Source organism: Mycobacterium paraterrae, from assembly GCF_022430545.2.
Taxonomy (GTDB): Bacteria; Actinomycetota; Actinomycetes; order Mycobacteriales; family Mycobacteriaceae; genus Mycobacterium; species Mycobacterium paraterrae.
Map to the genome: position 1 here is coordinate 2,992,463 of NZ_CP092488.2, position 20,933 is coordinate 3,013,395.

At 65.6% G+C, this 20,933-nt stretch carries 17 protein-coding genes; 14 read left to right on the top strand and 3 right to left on the bottom strand.

The window, feature by feature from the left end:
* Positions 1-3: 3 nt before the first annotated feature.
* The 4 genes from MKK62_RS14360 to rplL all read left to right on the top strand — a co-directional run bounded on the left by MKK62_RS14360 (position 4) and on the right by rplL (position 2,601).
* Complete coding sequence (locus tag MKK62_RS14360; protein WP_240260091.1) at positions 4-915, top strand: ROK family protein; 912 nt, start codon at positions 4-6, stop codon at positions 913-915.
* An 84-nt stretch (positions 916-999) separates the two neighbouring features.
* Complete coding sequence (locus MKK62_RS14365) at positions 1,000-1,320, top strand: hypothetical protein (RefSeq protein ID WP_240264148.1); 321 nt, start codon at positions 1,000-1,002, stop codon at positions 1,318-1,320.
* Between the two features lie 245 nt (positions 1,321-1,565).
* Entirely contained in the window at positions 1,566-2,180 is a 615-nt protein-coding gene (gene rplJ / locus MKK62_RS14370; protein ID WP_240260089.1) for a 50S ribosomal protein L10, read from the top strand.
* Positions 2,181-2,208: 28 nt separating this feature from the next.
* Positions 2,209-2,601: a 50S ribosomal protein L7/L12 gene (gene rplL, locus MKK62_RS14375; RefSeq protein ID WP_240260087.1), complete on the top strand. Its 393-nt coding sequence runs from the start codon at positions 2,209-2,211 to the stop codon at positions 2,599-2,601.
* 52 nt (positions 2,602-2,653) lie between these two features.
* Here the strand turns inward: rplL and MKK62_RS14380 are convergent, their stop codons facing one another.
* On the bottom strand, positions 2,654-3,334 hold the full coding sequence (locus MKK62_RS14380) for a TetR/AcrR family transcriptional regulator (protein WP_240260085.1): 681 nt from the start codon (positions 3,332-3,334) through the stop codon (positions 2,654-2,656).
* 79 nt (positions 3,335-3,413) lie between these two features.
* On the opposite strand from MKK62_RS14380, the gene MKK62_RS14385 reads away from it, so the two are divergent.
* From MKK62_RS14385 to MKK62_RS14430, 10 genes are all read left to right on the top strand, one after another.
* Complete coding sequence (locus MKK62_RS14385) at positions 3,414-4,925, top strand: carotenoid oxygenase family protein (protein ID WP_240260083.1); 1,512 nt, start codon at positions 3,414-3,416, stop codon at positions 4,923-4,925.
* 88 nt (positions 4,926-5,013) lie between these two features.
* On the top strand, positions 5,014-6,063 hold the full coding sequence (locus MKK62_RS14390) for an ABC transporter ATP-binding protein (protein WP_240260081.1): 1,050 nt from the start codon (positions 5,014-5,016) through the stop codon (positions 6,061-6,063).
* Between the two features lie 442 nt (positions 6,064-6,505).
* Positions 6,506-10,000, top strand: a complete 3,495-nt coding sequence (rpoB, locus tag MKK62_RS14395; RefSeq protein ID WP_240260079.1) for a DNA-directed RNA polymerase subunit beta — start codon at positions 6,506-6,508, stop codon at positions 9,998-10,000.
* A gap of 66 nt (positions 10,001-10,066) precedes the next feature.
* Positions 10,067-14,017 (top strand): DNA-directed RNA polymerase subunit beta', encoded by a 3,951-nt coding sequence (locus tag MKK62_RS14400; protein WP_240260068.1) that lies wholly within the window; start codon positions 10,067-10,069, stop codon positions 14,015-14,017.
* A gap of 229 nt (positions 14,018-14,246) precedes the next feature.
* The gene (locus tag MKK62_RS14405; protein WP_240260066.1) at positions 14,247-15,005 is read left to right on the top strand and encodes a deoxyribonuclease IV; all 759 of its coding nucleotides are present in this window, start codon (positions 14,247-14,249) and stop codon (positions 15,003-15,005) included.
* A 1-nt stretch (position 15,006) separates the two neighbouring features.
* On the top strand, positions 15,007-15,852 hold the full coding sequence (locus MKK62_RS14410) for a CE1 family esterase (protein ID WP_240260064.1): 846 nt from the start codon (positions 15,007-15,009) through the stop codon (positions 15,850-15,852).
* Between the two features lie 47 nt (positions 15,853-15,899).
* Positions 15,900-17,528 (top strand): acyl-CoA dehydrogenase family protein, encoded by a 1,629-nt coding sequence (locus MKK62_RS14415; protein WP_240260062.1) that lies wholly within the window; start codon positions 15,900-15,902, stop codon positions 17,526-17,528.
* A 19-nt stretch (positions 17,529-17,547) separates the two neighbouring features.
* Positions 17,548-18,486: a crotonase/enoyl-CoA hydratase family protein gene (locus tag MKK62_RS14420; protein WP_240260054.1), complete on the top strand. Its 939-nt coding sequence runs from the start codon at positions 17,548-17,550 to the stop codon at positions 18,484-18,486.
* Between the two features lie 17 nt (positions 18,487-18,503).
* Entirely contained in the window at positions 18,504-19,226 is a 723-nt protein-coding gene (locus MKK62_RS14425; RefSeq protein WP_240264147.1) for a PaaX family transcriptional regulator C-terminal domain-containing protein, read from the top strand.
* Positions 19,223-19,987 (top strand): crotonase/enoyl-CoA hydratase family protein, encoded by a 765-nt coding sequence (locus MKK62_RS14430; protein ID WP_240260052.1) that lies wholly within the window; start codon positions 19,223-19,225, stop codon positions 19,985-19,987. The genes MKK62_RS14425 and MKK62_RS14430 overlap by 4 nt, the downstream gene beginning before the upstream one ends.
* Positions 19,988-19,998: 11 nt before the next feature.
* Here MKK62_RS14430 and MKK62_RS14435 read toward each other — a convergent pair whose 3' ends face one another.
* Entirely contained in the window at positions 19,999-20,448 is a 450-nt protein-coding gene (locus MKK62_RS14435) for a DUF3060 domain-containing protein (RefSeq protein ID WP_240260050.1), read from the bottom strand.
* A 4-nt stretch (positions 20,449-20,452) separates the two neighbouring features.
* Complete coding sequence (locus tag MKK62_RS14440) at positions 20,453-20,821, bottom strand: DUF3060 domain-containing protein (RefSeq protein ID WP_434084947.1); 369 nt, start codon at positions 20,819-20,821, stop codon at positions 20,453-20,455.
* Positions 20,822-20,933: the final 112 nt, after the last annotated feature.

Consider the following 20,933-nt stretch of genomic DNA (forward strand, 5'->3'; position numbering starts at 1 on the left):
GAGATGCTGACCCTGGCGCTCGACATCGGCGGCACCAAGCTTGCCGTCGGACTCGTCAACCCTGCGGGCGACCTCCTGCACAGCTTCGTCCAGCCGACCCCGAAACACCAAGACGCCGAACATGTCTGGAGCGTTCTCGATCGGATGATCGCCGACGCGATCACGACCGCCGACGGCGCCGTCGCTGCGGTAGGCATCGGATGCGCGGGCCCGATCGACGGGGTCGCGGGAACGGTCAGTCCGATCAATATCCCCTCCTGGCAAGGCTTTGCGCTGCGCGACCGGGTCGCCTCGGTGGTGGCCGACGTGCCGGTGGAATTGGCCGGGGACGGCACCTGCATGGCCCTCGGCGAGCATTGGCGTGGCGCCGGAGACGGGGCACGCTTCATGCTCGGCATGGTGGTCTCGACCGGGGTCGGCGGCGGACTGGTGTTCGACGGCAAGCCGTATCACGGGCGGACCGGCAACGCCGGCCACGTCGGCCACGTCGTCGTCGAACCCGACGGGCAGCGTTGCGCCTGCGGCGGACAGGGGTGCGTGGAGACCGTCGCATCCGGTCCGTGGATGACCCGGTGGGCCCTGGCCAACGGCTGGGCCGGGCCACCGGACGCCGACGCCGTCGCGCTCGCCGACGCCGCACAGGCCGGTGATGCCGCAGCGCTCAGCGCTTTTCAGCGGGGGGCCACCGCGCTTGCGGCGATGATCGCGTCGGTCGGCGCCGTGTGCGATCTCGACCTCGTCGTCCTCGGTGGCGGAGTGGCGAGATCCGGCCCGCTGCTATTCGACCCGCTGCGGGCCGCGCTCGCGAATTACGCGGGGCTGAGCTTCGTCCGCGGCCTACGGGTGGTACCGGCCGCGCTCGGCGGCAACGCCGGCTTGATCGGGGCCGCCGCTCTTGTCTCACGAGTCACTTGAGTCACCGATGCTGACCGGGTGTCGATGTGCCCACCTCTGAGCGAATTCGCGGTGCTTGTCGTACCGGCGTGCGAACTTCCGTTCATGTACACCCTGCGCGGTATCGAGTTGCGATATGTCCTGACGATGCACCTGGCCAGGCACGGCCGGTCCACCGTCCGCGAGCTGGTCGACGCGCTCGCCTTCCACGGGTTCACCGCCGATAGCCCCGTCAACAAGTCGGTGTCGGACGCGTTGCGGTGGGAGCGCCGTCGCGGTCGAGTCCGACACGTCAGATATGGGGTGTACGCCCCGGGCGGGATGCCCCGGGGCACCGAATACCGGATCCGCCAGCGCGAGTTGGCACTACGGGCAGCGGCAATTCGCTCGAAGGCGGGCAAGCCGGCACATTGCCGGGAGCTGTGACGGGTGGGACTCGCCGTTTTGGCTGATCGCGGCTGCTCACTGTATGGTGGTCGGCGATCCACCGAAGACCGTCGGTCACCGAGCAATCGGTTGAAGGTCCGGACCCGTACAGAAAGTATGGCGCCGGCGGCCCACGCAGGAGGACGAGGCACGGCGCCGCTCGACGACGCCATCTTCACGCCCCGACCGCATCCTGCGTCGGGGCGTTCGTCGTTTCCGGGCTGAAAGAACCCAAGGAGGAATGCATGGCACAGGCTGACAAGGCCACAGCCGTTGCAGACATCGCTGAGCAGTTCAAGAGCTCAACGGCGACCGTGATCACCGAGTATCGCGGGTTGACGGTCGCGAACCTGGCCGAGCTGCGCCGCTCGCTGGCTGGTTCGGCGACGTACTCCGTCGCCAAGAACACGCTGATCAAGCGGGCCGCGTCGGACGCCGGCGTCGAAGGTCTCGACGAACTGTTCGTCGGCCCGACCGCGATCGCGTTCGTCAGCGGCGAGGCCGTCGACGCCGCCAAGGCGATCAAGAAGTTCGCCAAGGACCACAAGGCACTGGTCATCAAGGGCGGCTACATGGACGGCCGCGCGTTGTCGGTCGCCGAAGTCGAGCAGATCGCCGACTTGGAGTCGCGCGAGGTCCTGCTGGCCAAGCTGGCCGGAGCGATGAAGGCCAACCTGTCCAAGGCGGCCGGGCTGTTCAATGCGCCCGCCTCGCAGATGGCCAGGCTTGCCCTTGCACTGCAAGAGAAGAAAGCCGCCGAAGCCCCGGCCGACGCTACGGCCCCCGCCGCCGAAGCGCCGTCTGCCGAGGCAGAGACCACCGAAACATCTGCGGAATCACCCGCCGAAACCACCGAATAACCCGTAACACCCAGGAAGGACCCACCACATGTCCAAGCTCTCCACCGACGAACTGCTCGACGCCTTCAAGGAACTGACCCTGCTCGAGCTCTCGGAGTTCGTGAAGAAGTTCGAAGAGACCTTCGAGGTCACCGCGGCCGCTCCGGTCGCCGTCGCCGCTGCCGGCCCCGCCGCCGGTGGTGCCCCGGCCGAGGCCGCCGAGGAGCAGTCGGAGTTCGACGTCATCCTCGAGGCCGCCGGTGACAAGAAGATCGGCGTCATCAAGGTCGTGCGTGAAATCGTCTCCGGCCTTGGCCTGAAGGAAGCCAAGGACCTGGTCGACGGCGCGCCGAAGCCGGTTCTGGAGAAGGCGCCCAAGGAGGCCGCCGACGACGCCAAGGCCAAGCTCGAGGCCGCCGGCGCCACGGTCACCGTCAAGTAGTTTCCACGCAGAAACCCCCGGAGCCCCAACGGGTTCCGGGGGTTTCGTGCATTCAGCGCTGCACCGCCGCCAGCTGCGACTTGCGCACCAGCTCCGGCGAATCACCCAGGGCCACGAGCAAATTCGTCGTCAACGCCGCCAGCACCGGACCGACCGCGTTGCCCTGCGCGCCGTACGACCCGGCCAGCTCCAGCATCACGAACCCGTGAATCGCCGCCCAGAACTGCGCGGCGGTCGCCACCACACCAGCATCGTCGTCGGGTGAGCCGCCGATCCGGCCGGCTTGCATCGCCCGGTGCACGCCGCGCACGACGTGCGCAAAACTGGGGTAGTGGTCGTTGATCTCGGCCAGGGTCAGCGTGAGCACGTCGTGCGCCGGCGCATTGATCCCGTGCGCGCTGGTGCTGCCGAACATCAACCGATACATGTGCGGCCGCTCGATCGCATAGCGCCGGTAGGCGATTCCGGTCGCCATCAGATCCGCGACCGGGTCGTCGGTCAACGGCATCGTCAACGCCGCGTCGAACTGACGCAACCCTTCTTCGGCAACCGCGGCGATCAGGCCCGGCATACCGCTGAAGTATGTGTAGACCGCCATCGTCGACGTTCCGGCGGCGCTGGCGATTTTGCGCGTCTGCAGTCCGTCCGGCCCGTCCTGGTCGAGGATGTCGACGGCGACGCGCAGCAGTTCGTCGCGCACGTTGCGCGGCTGGCGGGGAATCGAAGACGTCATCAGCAGACATCTTGACACACCTGGCGACGGGTGCGTATAACGGTGAAATATCAATGTTATAGGAGCTAGGAGCCCCGCCGTGACCAACGCCGTAACTACACCGCCGGCCAACCCATATCTGGATGATTTCCTCGCCCCGGTCCGCGACGAGGTGACCGCCACCGACTTGCCGGTCACCGGGCACATCCCGGATTTCTTGCACGGTCGCTACTTGCGCAACGGGCCGAACCCGGTCGCCGAGGTCGACCCGGTGACGTATCACTGGTTCACCGGCGACGGAATGGTCCACGGGGTGTCGCTGCAGGGCGGAAAGGCCAACTGGTATCGCAACCGGTGGGTGCGCAGCGCTGCGGTCCGTCAGGCCCTGGGTGAGGCCGCTGTCGCGCCGAACCTGAAGAGCGGCATGCAGGCGCTGGGCGCCAACACCAACGTCTTGGCCCACGCCGGCAAGACGCTGGCGCTGGTCGAGGGTGGTGTCGCCAATTACGAACTCACCGACGAGCTCGACACCGTCGGGGCATGCGACTTCGACGGCACCCTGTATGGCGGCTATGCCGCCCACCCGCATCGCGACCCGCGTACCGGCGAACTGCACGCGGTGAATTACTCGTTCGCACGCGGCAAGTCGGTGCAGTATTCCGTGATCGACACAACCGGGCGGGCCCGTCGCACCGTCGACATCTCGGTATCGGGGTCGCCGATGATGCACGACTTCTCGCTGACAGATAAATACGTCGTGCTTTACGACTTGCCGGTCACGCTCGACCCGATGCAGGTGCTGCCGACGAAGATGCCACGCTGGATGCGGCGCCCGGCCCAGATCGTGGCCGAAGCCGTCGTCGGTCAGGTGCCGGTGCCCGGGCCGATCGCCGCGAGGTTCAACCGCAACGAGAAGTCGGATTACCGGCTGCCTTACGCCTGGAACCCGAAGTACCCGGCGCGCATCGGCGTGATGCCGCGCGAAGGTGGAAACAGTGATGTGCGGTGGTTCGACGTCGAACCCTGCTACGTCTACCACCCGCTGAATGCTTACTCGGAGGACCGCAACGGCCAGGAAGTGCTGGTACTCGACGTGGTCCGGTACGAGCGGATGTTCGACCGCGACCGTCGTGGACCCGGTGACACCGCACCCACCCTGGACCGGTGGACGATCAACCTCGTCACCGGAAAAGTCGGGACCGAACGCCTCGACGACCGCTCGCAGGAGTTCCCGCGGATCAACGAGACACTGCTGGGCAGCAAGCACCGCTTCGGCTACACCGTCGGCATCGAGGGTGGCTTCGTGGACTCAGGCAGATCGCAAATGCTGTCGTCGCTCTACAAGCACGACTTTGCGAGTGGATCGAGCATGGTCGCCCCGCTCGACCCGGAGCTGCTGCTCGGCGAGATGTCCTTCGTCCCGCGCCCGGCGGCCGACTCGGCTAGTTTGTCTGAGGACGACGGAATCCTGATCGGTTACGGGTATCACCGCGGACGTGCCGAAGGCCAGCTGGTGCTGCTCGACGCGCAAACGTGTGAGTCGGTGGCGACAGTGCACTTACCGCAGCGCGTACCGATGGGATTTCACGGCAACTGGGCGCCTCAGGACTGATCAAATCTGGCCTAACCGTGCGCTACAGTGACTCAAGCCACAAGCTGGGCTTGGGCTGCGATCAGCAACATCAGCGGGAGGGTTTCGCATGGGCATCGGTATCTCGGTCGAGGGACTGACCAAGTCCTTCGGGTCCCAGCGAATCTGGGAAGACGTCACGATGGAAATCCCGGAGGGGGAAGTCAGCGTTCTGCTGGGCCCCTCGGGTACGGGCAAGTCCGTCTTCTTGAAGTCGTTGATTGGTCTGCTGCGCCCCGAGCGGGGTTCGATCATCGTCGACGGCACCGACATCACCGAGTGTTCGGCCAAGGAGCTCTACGACATTCGCACCCTGTTCGGCGTCATGTTCCAGGACGGCGCGCTGTTCGGGTCGATGAACCTCTACGACAACACCGCATTCCCGCTGCGCGAGCACACCAAGAAGAAGGAAAGCGAAATCCGTGACATCGTCATGGAGAAGCTGGACATGGTGGGTCTGACCGGGGATGAGAAGAAGTTCCCCGGTGAGATCTCCGGTGGTATGCGCAAGCGTGCCGGGCTGGCCCGCTCGCTGGTGCTCGACCCGCAGATCATCCTGTGTGACGAGCCGGACTCCGGTCTGGACCCGGTGCGTACCGCATACCTATCGCAGCTGTTGATCGACATCAACGCCCAGATCGACTGCACGATCTTGATCGTCACGCACAACATCAACATCGCCCGCACGGTGCCTGACAACATGGGCATGCTGTTCCGCCGCAAGCTGGTCATGTTCGGCCCGCGCGAGGTGTTGTTGACCTCTGATGAGCCGGTGGTGCGCCAGTTCCTCAACGGCCGCCGGATCGGGCCGATCGGTATGTCGGAGGAAAAAGACGAGGCCACCATGGCCGAGGAGCAGGCCCACTTGGAGGCCGGCCACCACGACGGTGGTGTCGACGAGATCGAGGGCGTGCCGCCACAGGTCACCGCGACGCCCGGGATGCCGGAGCGTAAAGCCGCCAAGCGCCGCCAGGACCGGGTCCGGGAGAACCTGCACCTGCTGCCCAAGCAGGCCCAGGAAGCCATCCTCGAGTCCTTTGAAAACGACAAGACCGCGCACAACCCGGCCCACAAGTACGAAGACCCCGACACCGCCTCGATACCGACGCAGCGCGGGTAGAGAAAACCCCGGATCCGGCTATTTGGTGCCGGCCGGCTGCGTCCGGCTTCGCCGCCCTTGCCACCGTCACGGAAGGAGTTTGTTCCACAAACAAGGTGCGTCACCTCTTGACGGAACCCTCTGCACGCGTCACTCTGTTGGGCAGCATGTATGCACGGGAAAGTAGAGACGCCAGCCAGCGCCGATACCCCCGAGCACGGTAGTTGAGGAATGCGCCGTCCTGCGCTATTGTTGGACGTTGCGCTGGCTGCCTCCTGCCCACCTCACACCCGCCACACGACATCGTGGTCCTAGCTTGAGCTATCGCTGACCAAAGCGAATTAGCTGCGTGCGTGAGATTCGGACAGATCGTCCGCCAGCCGAACCGACAAAGTTATAGCGGCGAACGGCTCGGAGTGATCTCCGGATCTGTAGTCGCGTGAGGTGCTGGAAGGAATGCATCTTGGCAGTCTCCCGCCAGAGCAAGAACGACTCACTTACTTCCTCTTCTAACAGTTCTGTACCCGGTGCTCCAGATCGCGTCTCGTTCGCCAAGCTGCGCGAACCTCTCGAGGTTCCCGGTTTGCTGGATGTTCAGACCGATTCTTTCGAGTGGCTGATCGGTAAGGACACCTGGCGTGAGCGCGCGGTGGAACGCGGCGAGGTCGACCCCAAGGGCGGTCTCGAAGAGGTCCTCGAAGAGCTGTCGCCGATCGAGGATTTCTCGGGTTCGATGTCGCTCTCGTTCTCCGACCCTCGATTCGACGAGGTGAAGGCCCCGGTCGATGAGTGCAAAGACAAGGACATGACGTACGCGGCCCCGCTGTTCGTCACCGCGGAGTTCATCAACAACAACACCGGCGAGATCAAGAGCCAGACGGTGTTCATGGGTGACTTCCCGATGATGACCGAGAAGGGCACGTTCATCATCAACGGCACCGAGCGTGTGGTGGTCAGCCAGCTGGTCCGCTCGCCGGGCGTGTACTTCGACGACACCATCGACAAGTCCACCGAGAAGGTGCTGCACAGCGTCAAGGTGATCCCGAGCCGCGGCGCGTGGCTGGAGTTCGACATCGACAAGCGCGACACCGTCGGCGTCCGCATCGACCGCAAGCGCCGCCAGGCCGTCACCGTGCTGCTCAAGGCGCTGGGCTGGACCAACGAGCAGATCCGGGAACGCTTCGGCTTCTCCGAGATCATGATGCAGACCCTCGAGCGCGACCCTACGTCGAACTCCGACGAGGCGCTGCTGGAGATCTACCGCCGGCTGCGTCCGGGCGAGCCGCCGACCAAGGAGTCCGCGCAGACCCTGCTGGAGAACCTGTTCTTCAAGGAGAAGCGCTACGACCTGGCCCGCGTCGGTCGCTACAAGATCAACAAGAAGCTGGGCCTGAGCGCGACGCCAGCCGAGACGTCGTCGACCACGTTGACCGAGGAAGACGTCGTCGCGACCGTCGAGTACCTGGTGCGCCTCCACGAGGGCCAAACCTCGATGACCATCCCCGGCGGCGTCGAAGTGCCGGTGGAGACCGACGACATCGACCACTTCGGTAACCGTCGTCTGCGTACCGTCGGCGAGCTGATCCAGAACCAGATCCGGGTCGGTATGTCCCGGATGGAGCGCGTGGTCCGCGAGCGGATGACGACTCAGGACGTCGAGGCGATCACGCCGCAGACCCTGATCAACATCCGCCCGGTGGTCGCCGCGATCAAGGAGTTCTTCGGCACCAGCCAGCTGTCGCAGTTCATGGACCAGAACAACCCGCTGTCGGGTCTGACGCACAAGCGTCGTCTCTCGGCGCTGGGCCCCGGTGGTCTGTCACGTGAGCGCGCCGGCCTCGAGGTTCGTGACGTGCACGCCAGCCACTACGGCCGGATGTGTCCGATCGAAACTCCTGAGGGTCCGAACATCGGTCTGATTGGTTCGCTCTCGGTGTACGCACGGGTCAACCCGTTCGGCTTCATCGAGACGCCGTACCGCAAGGTCACCGATGGTGTCGTCACCGACGAGATCCAGTACCTGACCGCCGACGAGGAAGACCGCCACGTCGTCGCCCAGGCCAACTCGCCGCTCGACGACGCCGGCCACTTCGCCGAGGACCGCGTGCTGGTTCGACGCAAGGGCGGCGAGGTCGAGTACGTGTCGTCGGCCGAGGTCGACTACATGGACGTCTCGCCACGCCAGATGGTCTCGGTGGCCACCGCGATGATTCCGTTCCTCGAGCACGACGACGCCAACCGTGCCCTGATGGGTGCCAACATGCAGCGCCAGGCGGTTCCGCTGGTGCGTAGCGAGGCGCCGCTGGTGGGTACCGGCATGGAGCTGCGCGCCGCGATCGACGCCGGCGACGTCGTCGTCGCGGACAAGGCCGGTGTCATCGAGGAAGTCTCGGCGGACTACGTCACCGTGATGGCTGACGACGGCACCCGGCACACCTACCGGATGCGCAAGTTCGCCCGGTCCAACCACGGCACCTGCGCCAACCAGCGTCCGATCGTCGACTCCGGCGAGCGGGTCGAGGCCGGCCAGGTCATCGCCGACGGGCCGTGCACCGACAACGGCGAGATGGCGCTGGGCAAGAACCTGCTCGTCGCGATCATGCCGTGGGAGGGTCACAACTACGAGGACGCGATCATCCTGTCCAACCGCCTGGTTGAAGAGGACGTGCTCACCTCGATCCACATCGAGGAGCACGAGATCGACGCCCGCGACACCAAGCTGGGTGCCGAGGAGATCACGCGGGACATCCCGAACGTCTCCGACGAGGTGCTGGCAGACCTCGACGAGCGCGGCATCGTCCGCATCGGTGCAGAGGTCCGCGACGGCGACATCCTGGTCGGCAAGGTCACCCCGAAGGGTGAGACGGAGCTGACCCCGGAGGAGCGGTTGCTCCGCGCGATCTTCGGTGAAAAGGCCCGCGAGGTCCGTGACACGTCGCTGAAGGTGCCGCACGGTGAGTCCGGCAAGGTCATCGGCATCCGGGTGTTCTCGCGCGAGGACGACGACGAGCTGCCGGCCGGTGTCAACGAGCTGGTCCGCGTCTACGTCGCTCAGAAGCGCAAGATCTCCGACGGTGACAAGCTGGCCGGACGCCACGGCAACAAGGGCGTCATCGGCAAGATCCTGCCGGTCGAGGACATGCCGTTCCTTCCGGACGGCACCCCGGTGGACATCATCCTGAACACGCACGGTGTGCCGCGACGGATGAACATCGGCCAGATCCTGGAGACCCACCTCGGGTGGGTGGCCAAGGCCGGCTGGAACATCGAAGGTGCTCCGGACTGGGCGGCGAACCTGCCCGAGGATCTGCACAGCTCGCAGCCGGACTCGATCGTTGCGACGCCCGTCTTCGACGGCGCCAAAGAGGCTGAGCTGCAAGGGCTTTTGGGCTCGACGCTGCCTAACCGCGACGGCGACGTGATGGTGAACGCGGACGGCAAGGCGAACCTGTTCGACGGCCGTAGCGGTGAGCCGTTCCCGTACCCGGTGACCGTTGGCTACATGTACATCATGAAGCTGCACCACCTGGTGGACGACAAGATCCACGCCCGGTCCACTGGCCCGTACTCGATGATCACCCAGCAGCCGTTGGGTGGTAAGGCGCAGTTCGGTGGTCAGCGGTTCGGTGAGATGGAGTGCTGGGCCATGCAGGCCTACGGCGCCGCGTACACGCTGCAGGAGTTGTTGACCATAAAGTCCGACGACACCGTCGGCCGGGTCAAGGTGTACGAGGCAATCGTCAAGGGCGAGAACATCCCCGAGCCGGGCATCCCCGAGTCGTTCAAGGTGCTCCTCAAGGAGTTGCAGTCGCTGTGCCTCAACGTCGAGGTGCTCTCCAGCGACGGCGCGGCCATCGAGATGCGTGACGGCGATGACGAGGACCTGGAGCGCGCTGCGGCGAACTTGGGAATCAACTTGTCCCGCAACGAATCCGCTTCTGTCGAGGACCTGGCTTAGCGACGAGCGCTTGCGCGAGTCCATTCAACACAGTGTTACTAAACCCGCAAGGGGAAAGGGAGTTACGTGCTAGACGTCAACTTCTTCGATGAACTCCGAATTGGCCTGGCCACCGCGGAGGACATCCGTAATTGGTCCTACGGTGAGGTCAAGAAGCCGGAGACCATCAACTACCGCACATTGAAGCCGGAGAAGGACGGCCTGTTCTGCGAGAAGATCTTCGGACCGACTCGCGACTGGGAGTGCTACTGCGGCAAGTACAAGCGCGTGCGCTTCAAGGGCATCATCTGTGAGCGCTGTGGCGTCGAGGTGACTCGCGCCAAGGTCCGTCGCGAGCGGATGGGTCACATCGAGCTGGCCGCGCCCGTCACGCACATCTGGTACTTCAAGGGTGTGCCGTCCCGGTTGGGCTACCTGCTCGACCTGGCGCCGAAGGATCTCGAGAAGATCATCTACTTCGCCGCCTACGTGATCACCGCGGTCGACGACGAGATGCGGCACAACGAGCTGTCCACGCTCGAGGCCGAGATGGTCGTGGAGCGCAAGGCGATCGAGGATCAGCGCGACGCCGACCTCGAGGCGCGTGCGCAGAAGCTGGAAGCCGACCTGGCCGAGTTGGAGGCCGAGGGCGCGAAAGCCGATGCGCGGCGCAAGGTTCGTGACGGTGGCGAGCGTGAGATGCGCCAGCTCCGCGACCGGGCCCAGCGCGAGCTGGACCGGCTGGAGGAGATCTGGAACACCTTCACCAAGCTGGCTCCCAAGCAGCTGATCGTCGACGAGAACCTCTACCGCGAGCTCATCGACCGCTACGGCGAGTACTTCACCGGCGCCATGGGCGCGGAGTCGATCCAGAAGCTCATCGAGAACTTCGACATCGATGCCGAGGCCGAGATCCTGCGTGACGTCATCAAGAACGGCAAGGGGCAGAAGAAGCTGCGTGCCCTGAAGCGTCTGAAAGTCGTTGCGGCATTCCAGCAGTCGGGCAACTCCCCGATGGGCATGGTGCTCGACGCCGTTCCGGTGATTCCGCCGGAGCTGCGGCCAATGGTGCAGCTCGACGGTGGCCGCTTTGCGACCTCCGACCTCAACGATCTGTACCGCCGCGTGATCAACCGCAACAACCGACTCAAGAGGCTGATCGACCTCGGCGCGCCCGAGATCATCGTCAACAACGAGAAGCGGATGCTGCAGGAGTCGGTGGATGCGCTGTTCGACAACGGCCGTCGCGGCCGCCCGGTCACCGGGCCGGGTAACCGCCCGCTGAAGTCGCTGTCGGATCTGCTCAAGGGTAAGCAGGGCCGGTTCCGTCAGAACCTGCTCGGTAAGCGTGTCGACTACTCGGGCCGTTCGGTCATCGTGGTCGGCCCGCAGCTCAAGCTGCACCAGTGTGGTCTGCCCAAGCTGATGGCTCTCGAGCTGTTCAAGCCGTTCGTGATGAAGCGGCTGGTCGACCTCAACCACGCGCAGAACATCAAGAGTGCCAAGCGCATGGTCGAGCGTCAGCGTCCGCAGGTGTGGGATGTCCTCGAAGAGGTCATCGCCGAGCACCCGGTGCTGCTGAACCGTGCACCGACGCTGCACCGCCTGGGTATCCAGGCGTTCGAGCCGCAGCTGGTGGAGGGCAAGGCAATTCAGCTGCACCCGTTGGTGTGTGAGGCGTTCAACGCCGACTTCGACGGTGACCAGATGGCCGTGCACCTGCCGCTGAGCGCGGAGGCGCAGGCCGAGGCTCGCATCCTGATGCTGTCGTCGAACAACATCCTGTCGCCGGCCTCGGGTCGACCGCTGGCCATGCCGCGTCTGGACATGGTGACCGGGCTGTTCTTCCTGACCACCGAAATCGCCGGCGACAAGGGCGAATACACGCCCGCCACGAAGGATCAGCCGGAGTCCGGGGTGTACGCCTCGCCGGCCGAGGCCATCATGGCGATGGACCGTGGCGCCCTGAGCGTGCGGGCCAAGATCAAGGTTCGGCTGACGCAGCTGCGTCCGCCCGCCGAGATCGAGGTCGAGCGGTTTGGTCAAAACGGTTGGCAGCCAGGCGATGCCTGGGTCGCGGAGACGACGCTGGGCCGGGTGCTGTTCAACGAGCTGTTGCCCGTCGGGTATCCGTTCGTGGACAAGCAGATGCACAAGAAGGTGCAGGCTGCGATCATCAACGACCTGGCGGAGCGCTACCCGATGATCGTGGTGGCGCAGACCGTCGACAAGCTCAAGGACGCCGGTTTCCACTGGGCCACCCGTTCGGGTGTCACCGTCTCGATGGCCGACGTGCTGGTTCCCCCGAACAAGGGCGAGATCCTCGACGCCTACGAGAAGGAAGCCGACGGGGTCGAAAAGAAGTACCAGCGTGGTGCTTTGAACCACGACGAGCGCAACGAGGCGTTGGTGGAGATCTGGAAGGAAGCCACCGACAAGGTCGGTGAGGCCCTTCGTGAGCACTACCCGGCCGACAACCCGATCATCACGATCGTCGACTCGGGTGCCACCGGTAACTTCACCCAGACCCGGACGCTGGCCGGCATGAAGGGTCTGGTGACGAACCCCAAGGGTGAGTTCATCCCGCGCCCGATCAAGTCGTCGTTCCGTGAGGGCCTGACGGTGTTGGAGTACTTCATCAACACCCACGGTGCCCGAAAGGGTCTGGCGGACACCGCCCTTCGTACCGCCGACTCGGGTTACCTGACCCGTCGTCTGGTCGACGTGTCGCAGGACGTCATCGTTCGCGAGACCGACTGTGGCACGGAGCGCGGCATCCTGGTCGAGCTGGCCGAGCGTCAGCCCGACGGAACGCTGATCCGCGACCCGCACATCGAAACCTCGGCCTACGCCCGCACTTTGGGCACCGACGCGACCGACGAGGCAGGCAATGTCGTCGTCGCTCGCGGCGAGGACCTGGGTGACCCGCAGATCGACGCGCTGTTGGCGGCCGGCATCACGCAGGTGAAGGTCCGCTCCGTGCTGACCTGCACTACCGGTACCGGTGTGTGTGCGACCTGCTACGGCCGCTCGATGGCCACCGGCAAGCTGGTCGACATCGGTGAGGCCGTGGGTATCGTTGCGGCGCAGTCGATTGGTGAGCCGGGCACGCAGCTGACGATGCGTACCTTCCACCAGGGTGGTGTCGGTGAGGACATCACCGGCGGTCTGCCCCGTGTGCAGGAGCTGTTCGAGGCGCGCGTGCCGCGCGGTAAGGCACCGATTGCCGACGTCACCGGACGGGTGCGTTTGGAGGATGGCGAGCGCTTCTACAAGATCACCATCGTTCCGGACGATGGCGGTGAAGAGGTTGTCTACGACAAGCTCTCGAAGCGTCAGCGTCTGCGGGTGTTCAAGCACGAGGACGGCTCCGAGCGGCTGCTCGCCGACGGTGACCACGTCGAGGTGGGCCAGCAGCTGATGGAAGGTTCGGCCGACCCGCACGAGGTGCTTCGTGTGCAGGGCCCCCGCGAGGTGCAGATCCACCTGACCAAGGAGGTCCAGGAGGTCTACCGCGCACAGGGTGTGTCCATCCACGACAAGCACATCGAGGTGATCGTCCGGCAGATGCTGCGCCGCGTGACCATCATCGATTCGGGCTCGACGGAGTTCCTGCCCGGTTCGCTGATCGACCGTGCCGACTTCGAGGCGGAGAACCGTCGCGTGGTGGCCGAGAGCGGCGAGCCTGCGGCCGGGCGTCCGGTGTTGATGGGTATCACCAAGGCGTCGCTGGCCACCGACTCGTGGCTGTCCGCGGCGTCGTTCCAGGAGACCACGCGCGTGCTGACCGATGCGGCGATCAACTGCCGCAGCGACAAGCTGCAGGGTCTGAAGGAGAACGTGATCATCGGAAAGCTGATCCCGGCCGGAACCGGCATCAACCGGTACCGCAACATCCAGGTGCAGCCGACCGAAGAAGCCCGCGCTGCGGCGTACACGATCCCGTCCTACGAGGATCAGTACTACAGCCCGGACTTCGGCCAGGCGACCGGAGCCGCGGTTCCGCTGGACGATTACGGCTACTCCGACTACCGATAGTTCGACGACGATGCGACTCGGTACGAGTCGCTGAGGAGTCGGACAAGACTTCGCTAGTCGACAAACGAAAAAGCCCCGAGCTTCGGCTCGGGGCTTTTTCGTGCCCCGGCGCTCGACAGTGCGTCCAGCCGCACATTCGGCGTCGACAGTGCGTCCAGCCGCACATTCGCAAGCAATCGGGCCGCGCGTTCGGGGGAGCCCGTCGGCCGCTCTCACTAGACTGGCCCGCGTGCTCATCGGTTCACACATCAGCCCGCAGGATCCCCTGGCCACCGCCGCGGCCGAAAATGCCGACGTCGTCCAGATCTTCCTCGGCAACCCGCAGAGCTGGAAGGCCCCGAAACCGCGTGAGGACGCCGCCCAGCTCAAAGCCGCGGCCCTGCCGATCTACGTGCACGCTCCGTACCTGATCAACGTCGCCTCGGCGAACAACCGGGTGCGGATTCCGTCGCGCAAGATCTTGCAGCAGACCTGTGACGCGGCAACCGACATCGGCGCCGCCGCCGTCATCGTGCACGGCGGCCACGTAACGGAAGACGACGACCTCGACGAGGGTTTTCAGCGCTGGCGCAAGGCGCTCGACCAGCTGGAGACGAAAGTCCCGGTGTATCTGGAGAATACGGCCGGCGGCGACCACGCGATGGCCCGCCACTTCGACACGATCGCCCGGCTGTGGGACCACATCGGGGACGCGGGTATCGGATTCTGCCTCGACACTTGTCACGCCTGGGCGGCCGGCGAAGGACTGGTCGACGCTGTAGACCGGATCAAAGCGATCACCGGCCGAATCGACCTGGTGCATTGCAACGATTCCAAGGACTCGGCGGGTTCGGGGCGAGACCGGCACGCCAATTTCGGCACCGGTCAGATCGATCCCGATCTGCTGGTGGCGGTGGTCAAAGCGGCCGACGCGCCGGTGATCTGCGAGACGGCCGAAGAGGGCCGCAAGGACGATATCGCCTTCCTGCGGGAGAAGACGAGCGCCTGAGATGCGTCATGGAGTCGCGATGCTGCTCGGTATCGTGCTGGTTCTCGCGGGATGTTCGGTCCTCCAGCCCAAGCCGCCGTCGGGATTTGTCGACGGCGCGAGCATTCACACCATCGGCGTGGGCGGCCAAGATCGGGTCTACCGTCTACACAAGCCGGCCGGTCTGACCCATCCAACCAGCCTGGTGGTGGTGTTGCACGGCGGCTTCGGTAACGCCGAGCAAGCCGAAAGATCCTACGGCTGGGACCAATTGGCCGATTCGAACAAGTTCGTCGCGGTCTACCCCGATGGCGTCAAGCGCGCGTGGAACGTCAATGGCGGCGGCTGCTGTGGCAGACCCGCCCGTGAGCACATCGACGACATCGCCTTCATCAGCGCGGTCATCGGCGACGTCGCCAGACACATCGGCATCGACGCGTCGCGTGTATACGCCACCGGGATGAGCAACGGCGGCATCATGGCCTACACCCTGGCCTGCAACACCACCCTGTTCGCCGCGGTCGGCCCGGTGGCCGGCACCCAACTGGACCCGTGCAGGTCCCCGCACCCCACCTCGGTGATGGCGGTGCACGGCACCGCCGATCCGAACATTCCCTATGGCGGCGGCCCCGGCCACGGCTTCGCGCATATCGACGGCCCCGCGGTACCCGAGTTGAATGCCTTGTGGCGCAACATCGATCGATGCCAGCCACCAACTGAGAAAACCGACGGCCAGGTCACGACCTCCACGGCGTCGTGCGCGCAGGGCCTGGGGGTCGCACTGGTGACCGTCGCCGACGGCGGACACCGCTGGCCCGACTTCGCCACCACCAAGCTCTGGGAATTCTTCGACGGCCACCACCGCTGAGCATTACACCTCTTGTGCGGTTGTAGGAAAAATGTAATATAGGCGGCATGCCAGATACCCATGTCGTCAGTAACCAGGTGCCGCCATTGGAGGAGCACAACCCGGCCACGTCGCCGGTGCTCATCGAGGCGTTGATCCGCGAGGGCGGCCAGTGGGGACTGGACGAGGTGACCGCGGTCGGGGCGATCTCGGGCGCCCGCCAAACCCAACGCTGGGGCGAGCTGGCCCAACGCAACCGTCCGATCCTGCGCACCCACGACCGGTACGGCAACCGGATCGACGAGGTCGAGTTCGACCCGGCTTACCACGAGTTGATGCAGGTCGCTATCGAGCACGGACTGCACGCAGCTCCCTGGGCGGACGACCGCCGCGGCTCGCATGTGGTGCGCGCTGCCAAGACCAGCGTCTGGACCGCCGAGCCGGGTCACATGTGCCCGATTTCGATGACCTACGCGGTGGTTCCGGCGTTGCGGTTCAACCCGGAGCTGTCAGCGATCTACGAGCCGCTGCTGACCAGCCGCCAGTACGACCCCGAATTGAAGCTTGCGACAACCAAACTCGGCATCACTGCCGGCATGTCGATGACCGAGAAGCAGGGCGGTTCCGACGTGCGCGCCGGCAACACCGAGGCCGCCCCCAACGGCGACGGCACCTACCGGCTGACCGGTCACAAATGGTTCACTTCCGCGCCGATGTGCGACATCTTCCTGGTGCTCGCCCAGGCGCCCGGCGGCCTGTCCTGCTTCTTCCTGCCGCGCGTCCTACCCGACGGCAGCCTCAACCGGATGCGATTGCAGCGCCTGAAGGACAAGCTCGGCAACAACGCCAACGCGTCCAGCGAGGTGGAATACGACGGCGCTACCGCGTGGCTCGTCGGCGAGGAAGGCCGCGGTGTGCCCACCATCATCGAGATGGTCAACCTCACCCGGCTGGACTGCACGCTGGGCAGTGCGACCAGCATGCGTACCGGGCTCACCCAAGCCGTCCATCATGCCCAGCATCGCAAGGCATTTGGTGAGTACCTGATCGACCAGCCGTTGATGCGTAACGTATTGGCCGACCTGGCCGTCGAGGCCGAGGCGGCCACGATGGTCGCGATGCGAATGGCCGGTGCCACCGACAACGCGGTGCGCGGTGACGACACCGAGGCGCTGTTGCGCCGTATCGGACTGGCGGCCAGCAAGTACTGGGTGTGCAAGCGTGCTACCCCGCACGCCGCCGAGGCCATGGAATGTTTGGGCGGCAACGGCTACGTCGAGGAATCCGGTATGCCGCGGCTGTACCGCGAGGCGCCGCTGATGGGCATCTGGGAGGGCTCCGGCAACGTCAGCGCGCTGGACACGTTGCGCGCCATGGCGACTCGGCCCGAGTGCATCGAGGTCCTGTTCGGCGAGCTTGCCAAGAGCGCGGGTCAGGACGCCCGACTGGATCGCCACGTCGAGCAACTGCGCCCGCAACTCGGCGACCTGGAGACGATCCAGTACCGGGCCCGCAAGGTTGCCGAAGACATCTGTCTGGCGCTGCAGGGTTCGCTGCTGGTGCGCCACGGGCACCCGGCCGTCGCCGAGGCGTTCTTGGCCACTCGGTTGGAAGGCCAGTGGGGCGGCGCCTTCGGCACCATGCCGACCGGGCTGGATCTCGCGCCGATCATTGAGCGTGCTCTAGTAAAGGGATGACACCCTTCGAGCAGCGCTCATGACGCACGCGATCAGGCCGGTCGACTTCGACAACTTGAAGACGATGACCTATGAGGTCACCGACCGGGTTGCGCGGATCACATTCAACCGGCCCGAGAAGGGCAACGCGATTATCGCGGATACGCCGTTGGAACTCTCGGCGTTGGTGGAGCGTGCCGACCTGGACCCAGCGGTCCACGTCATCCTGGTGTCGGGTCGCGGGGAGGGGTTCTGCGCAGGATTCGACCTGAGCGCCTACGCCGATCGCACCGGCTCGGCCGGCGGCACCGGTGCGTACCACGGCACGTCGCTGGACGGTAAAACGCAGGCGGTCAACCACTTACCGAATCAGCCGTGGGATCCGATGATCGACTACCAGATGATGAGTCGCTTCGTCCGCGGGTTTTCCAGCCTGCTGTATGCGGACAAGCCGACGGTGGCGAAGATCCACGGCTACTGCGTGGCCGGTGGCACCGACATCGCGTTGCACGCCGACCAGGTGATCGCGGCCGCGGACGCAAAGATCGGCTACCCGCCGACTCGGGTCTGGGGTGTTCCGGCGGCCGGAATGTGGGCGCACCGGCTGGGTGACCAGCGCGCGAAACGCCTGCTGCTGACCGGGGATTGCATCACCGGCGCCCAGGCCGCCGAGTGGGGCCTGGCCGTCGAGGCACCGGATCCCAAGGACCTCGACGAGCGCACCGAACGCCTGGTCGAACGGATCGCCGCGGTGCCGGTCAATCAGCTGATCATGGTCAAGCTGGCGCTCAATTCCGCTCTGCTGCAACAGGGTGTGGCCACCAGCCGGATGGTCAGCACCGTGTTCGACGGCGTCGCCCGGCACACCCCCGAAGGCCATGCATTCGTTGCCGACGCGGTGGAGCACGGTTTCCGCGAGGCGGTCAAGCATCGCGACGAACCGTTCGGTGATTACGGCCGACGGGCATCGCAGGTCTGACCCTGATGGCAAAGTCGCTGGCCCGGATGACCGCTCGGTCGGTGGTGCTGAGCGTCATGCTCGGTGCTCATCCGGCCTGGGCCAGCGCCGCCGACCTGATCAGGCTCACGGGCGACTTCGACATCAAAGAAGCCACCCTGCGCGTCGCATTGACCCGGATGGTCAGCGCGGGTGACCTGGTTCGCTCGGCCGATGGCTACCGGCTCTCCGACCGCCTGCTCGCCCGGCAGCGCAGGCAGGACGACGCCATGCGGCCGCAGTTGCGCCCGTGGCACGGAAACTGGACGACGCTGATCGTCACCAGCGTCGGCACCGACGCGCGCACCCGGGCGGCACTGCGAATGACGCTGCAGCACAAACGCTTCGGTGAGTTACGTGAAGGCGTGTGGATGCGGCCGGACAACCTCGAGCTCGACCTCGGAGCCGACGTCCGCGAGCGGGTGCGCATCGTGCAGGCCCGCGACGACGACCCCGCCGAGCTTGCGGGTCGACTGTGGGACCTGCCGTCGTGGGTGCGCGACGGTCGGCGACTTCTGCACGAGATGGCCGGTGCGGCTGACGTTCCCGAGCGATTCGTGATCGCCGCCGCGATGGTCCGTCACATCCTGACCGACCCGGTACTGCCCGATGAACTGCTGCCCGCGGGCTGGCCGGGCATGCGGTTAAGGGCCGCCTACAACGACTTCGCCGCCGAACTGCTCGCGCGGCGCGACGACATCCGACTTGCGGAGGCGACATGAGCGATCCGGTACGGGTAGAACGCCACGGCGCGGTCACCACGGTGATCCTCGACCGGCCGGAGGCACGTAATGCAGTCAACGGTCCTACCGCCTCCGCGTTGTTCGAAGCGTTCGACGAGTTCGACCGCGACGAGTCCGCGTCGGTGGCCGTGCTGTGGGGTGACCACGGAACGTTCTGCGCAGGAGCGGATTTGAAAGCGTTCGGCACGCCGGACGCCAACGCGGTGCATCGCACCGGTCCCGGCCCGATGGGACCGAGCCGAATGGTGTTGTCCAAGCCGGTGATTGCCGCGGTCAGCGGCTACGCGGTCGCCGGGGGCCTGGAACTGGCGCTGTGGTGCGATCTGCGGGTTGCCGAAGAGGACGCTGTCTTCGGGGTGTTCTGCCGCCGATGGGGGGTGCCCCTGATCGACGGCGGCACGATCCGGCTGCCGCGGCTGATCGGGCAGAGCCGGGCGATGGACATGATCCTCACCGGTCGTGCGGTCGACGCCGCCGAAGCGCTGGCAATCGGCTTGGCGAATCGCGTTGTGCCCAAGGGCCGAGCGCGCGACGCCGCCGAGGAGCTGGCGGCCGAACTGGCTGCGCTGCCTCAGCAGTGCCTGCGATCTGACCGGCTGTCGGCGCTGCACCAGTGGGGGCTGCCCGAGGCCGAAGCGCTGGATTACGAGTTCGCCAGCATCGCGCGGGTCGCCGCCGAGGCGAACGAAGGTGCCGGCCGTTTCGCCGCGGGAGCCGGTCGGCACGGCGCAAAGGCATAAGCCGCCCAGCGCTATTGAGCCTTGTTGATGGTGTTACCGCTGCCGAGGTTCTCGACCTTGGGGTTGCCGTCCTTATAGCTGATCGCGTTGTGGGAGCCGACGACGTTGATGTTCTTGTCGATCTTGTCGACGGTGATCTTGTTGTCGCCACCGCCGACGCTCACCGTGCTGCATGTGCCTCGAACCGTCAGCGTGTTGTTGAATCCGCCGATGTTCAGCGACTTGCCGTCGGCACAGTCGAGAGTGGTTGTGGTGCCGGTCGATACGTAGTTGATGGTGTTGCCGATGTCGAACTGGGCGCCGGTGCTGCTGGTCGACGGCGCGGTCGACGAGGTGGGGGAGCCGCTGGACGGAGCCGTGCCGTGGTTGCCCTGCCCGCAACCGGCGGCCCCGAAGATCGCTGCGGCCGACAGCGCCAGGCCCGCCACCACGGCCGAACGACGAGAGTTGCTGAAAGACAAGCGTTTAACTTCCTACGTGACTGATGCGGTTGGTCATGCCGAGCTCGCGGCCGCGGTCCCACACGACGGGGTCACCGTTCTTGTAGAAGATCGACTCGTTAGACCCGTACACGGTGATGTCGTGAATGACGTTGTCGGCGACCACGGTGTGGCCCGAGCCCATCACTGATATCGCCCAGCACGTTCCCAGCGCGTTGACGGTGTTCCGGGTGCCGACGACGATCAGGGTGGCGCCGCCGCAGTCGATCGTCTGCTCGACGCCCTCACCGGTGATGTGGGTGTCGCCGTTTTTGGCCAGTCCGGTCGGAGCGGAGGTGAACGCGATTGCGATGGCGCTGGCCGCCATGACGCGGCAGGAGATCGACCAATTCATCGCGGGTTCCTCTCGCCACGGCGCGCGGTCTGCTGAAAAGAGCCTACGTGCTGACGTCACCGGCAGACTAGAGTTCTTCGTTCCGGGGTAGCGCGGACAAGAGCCCGTAGAC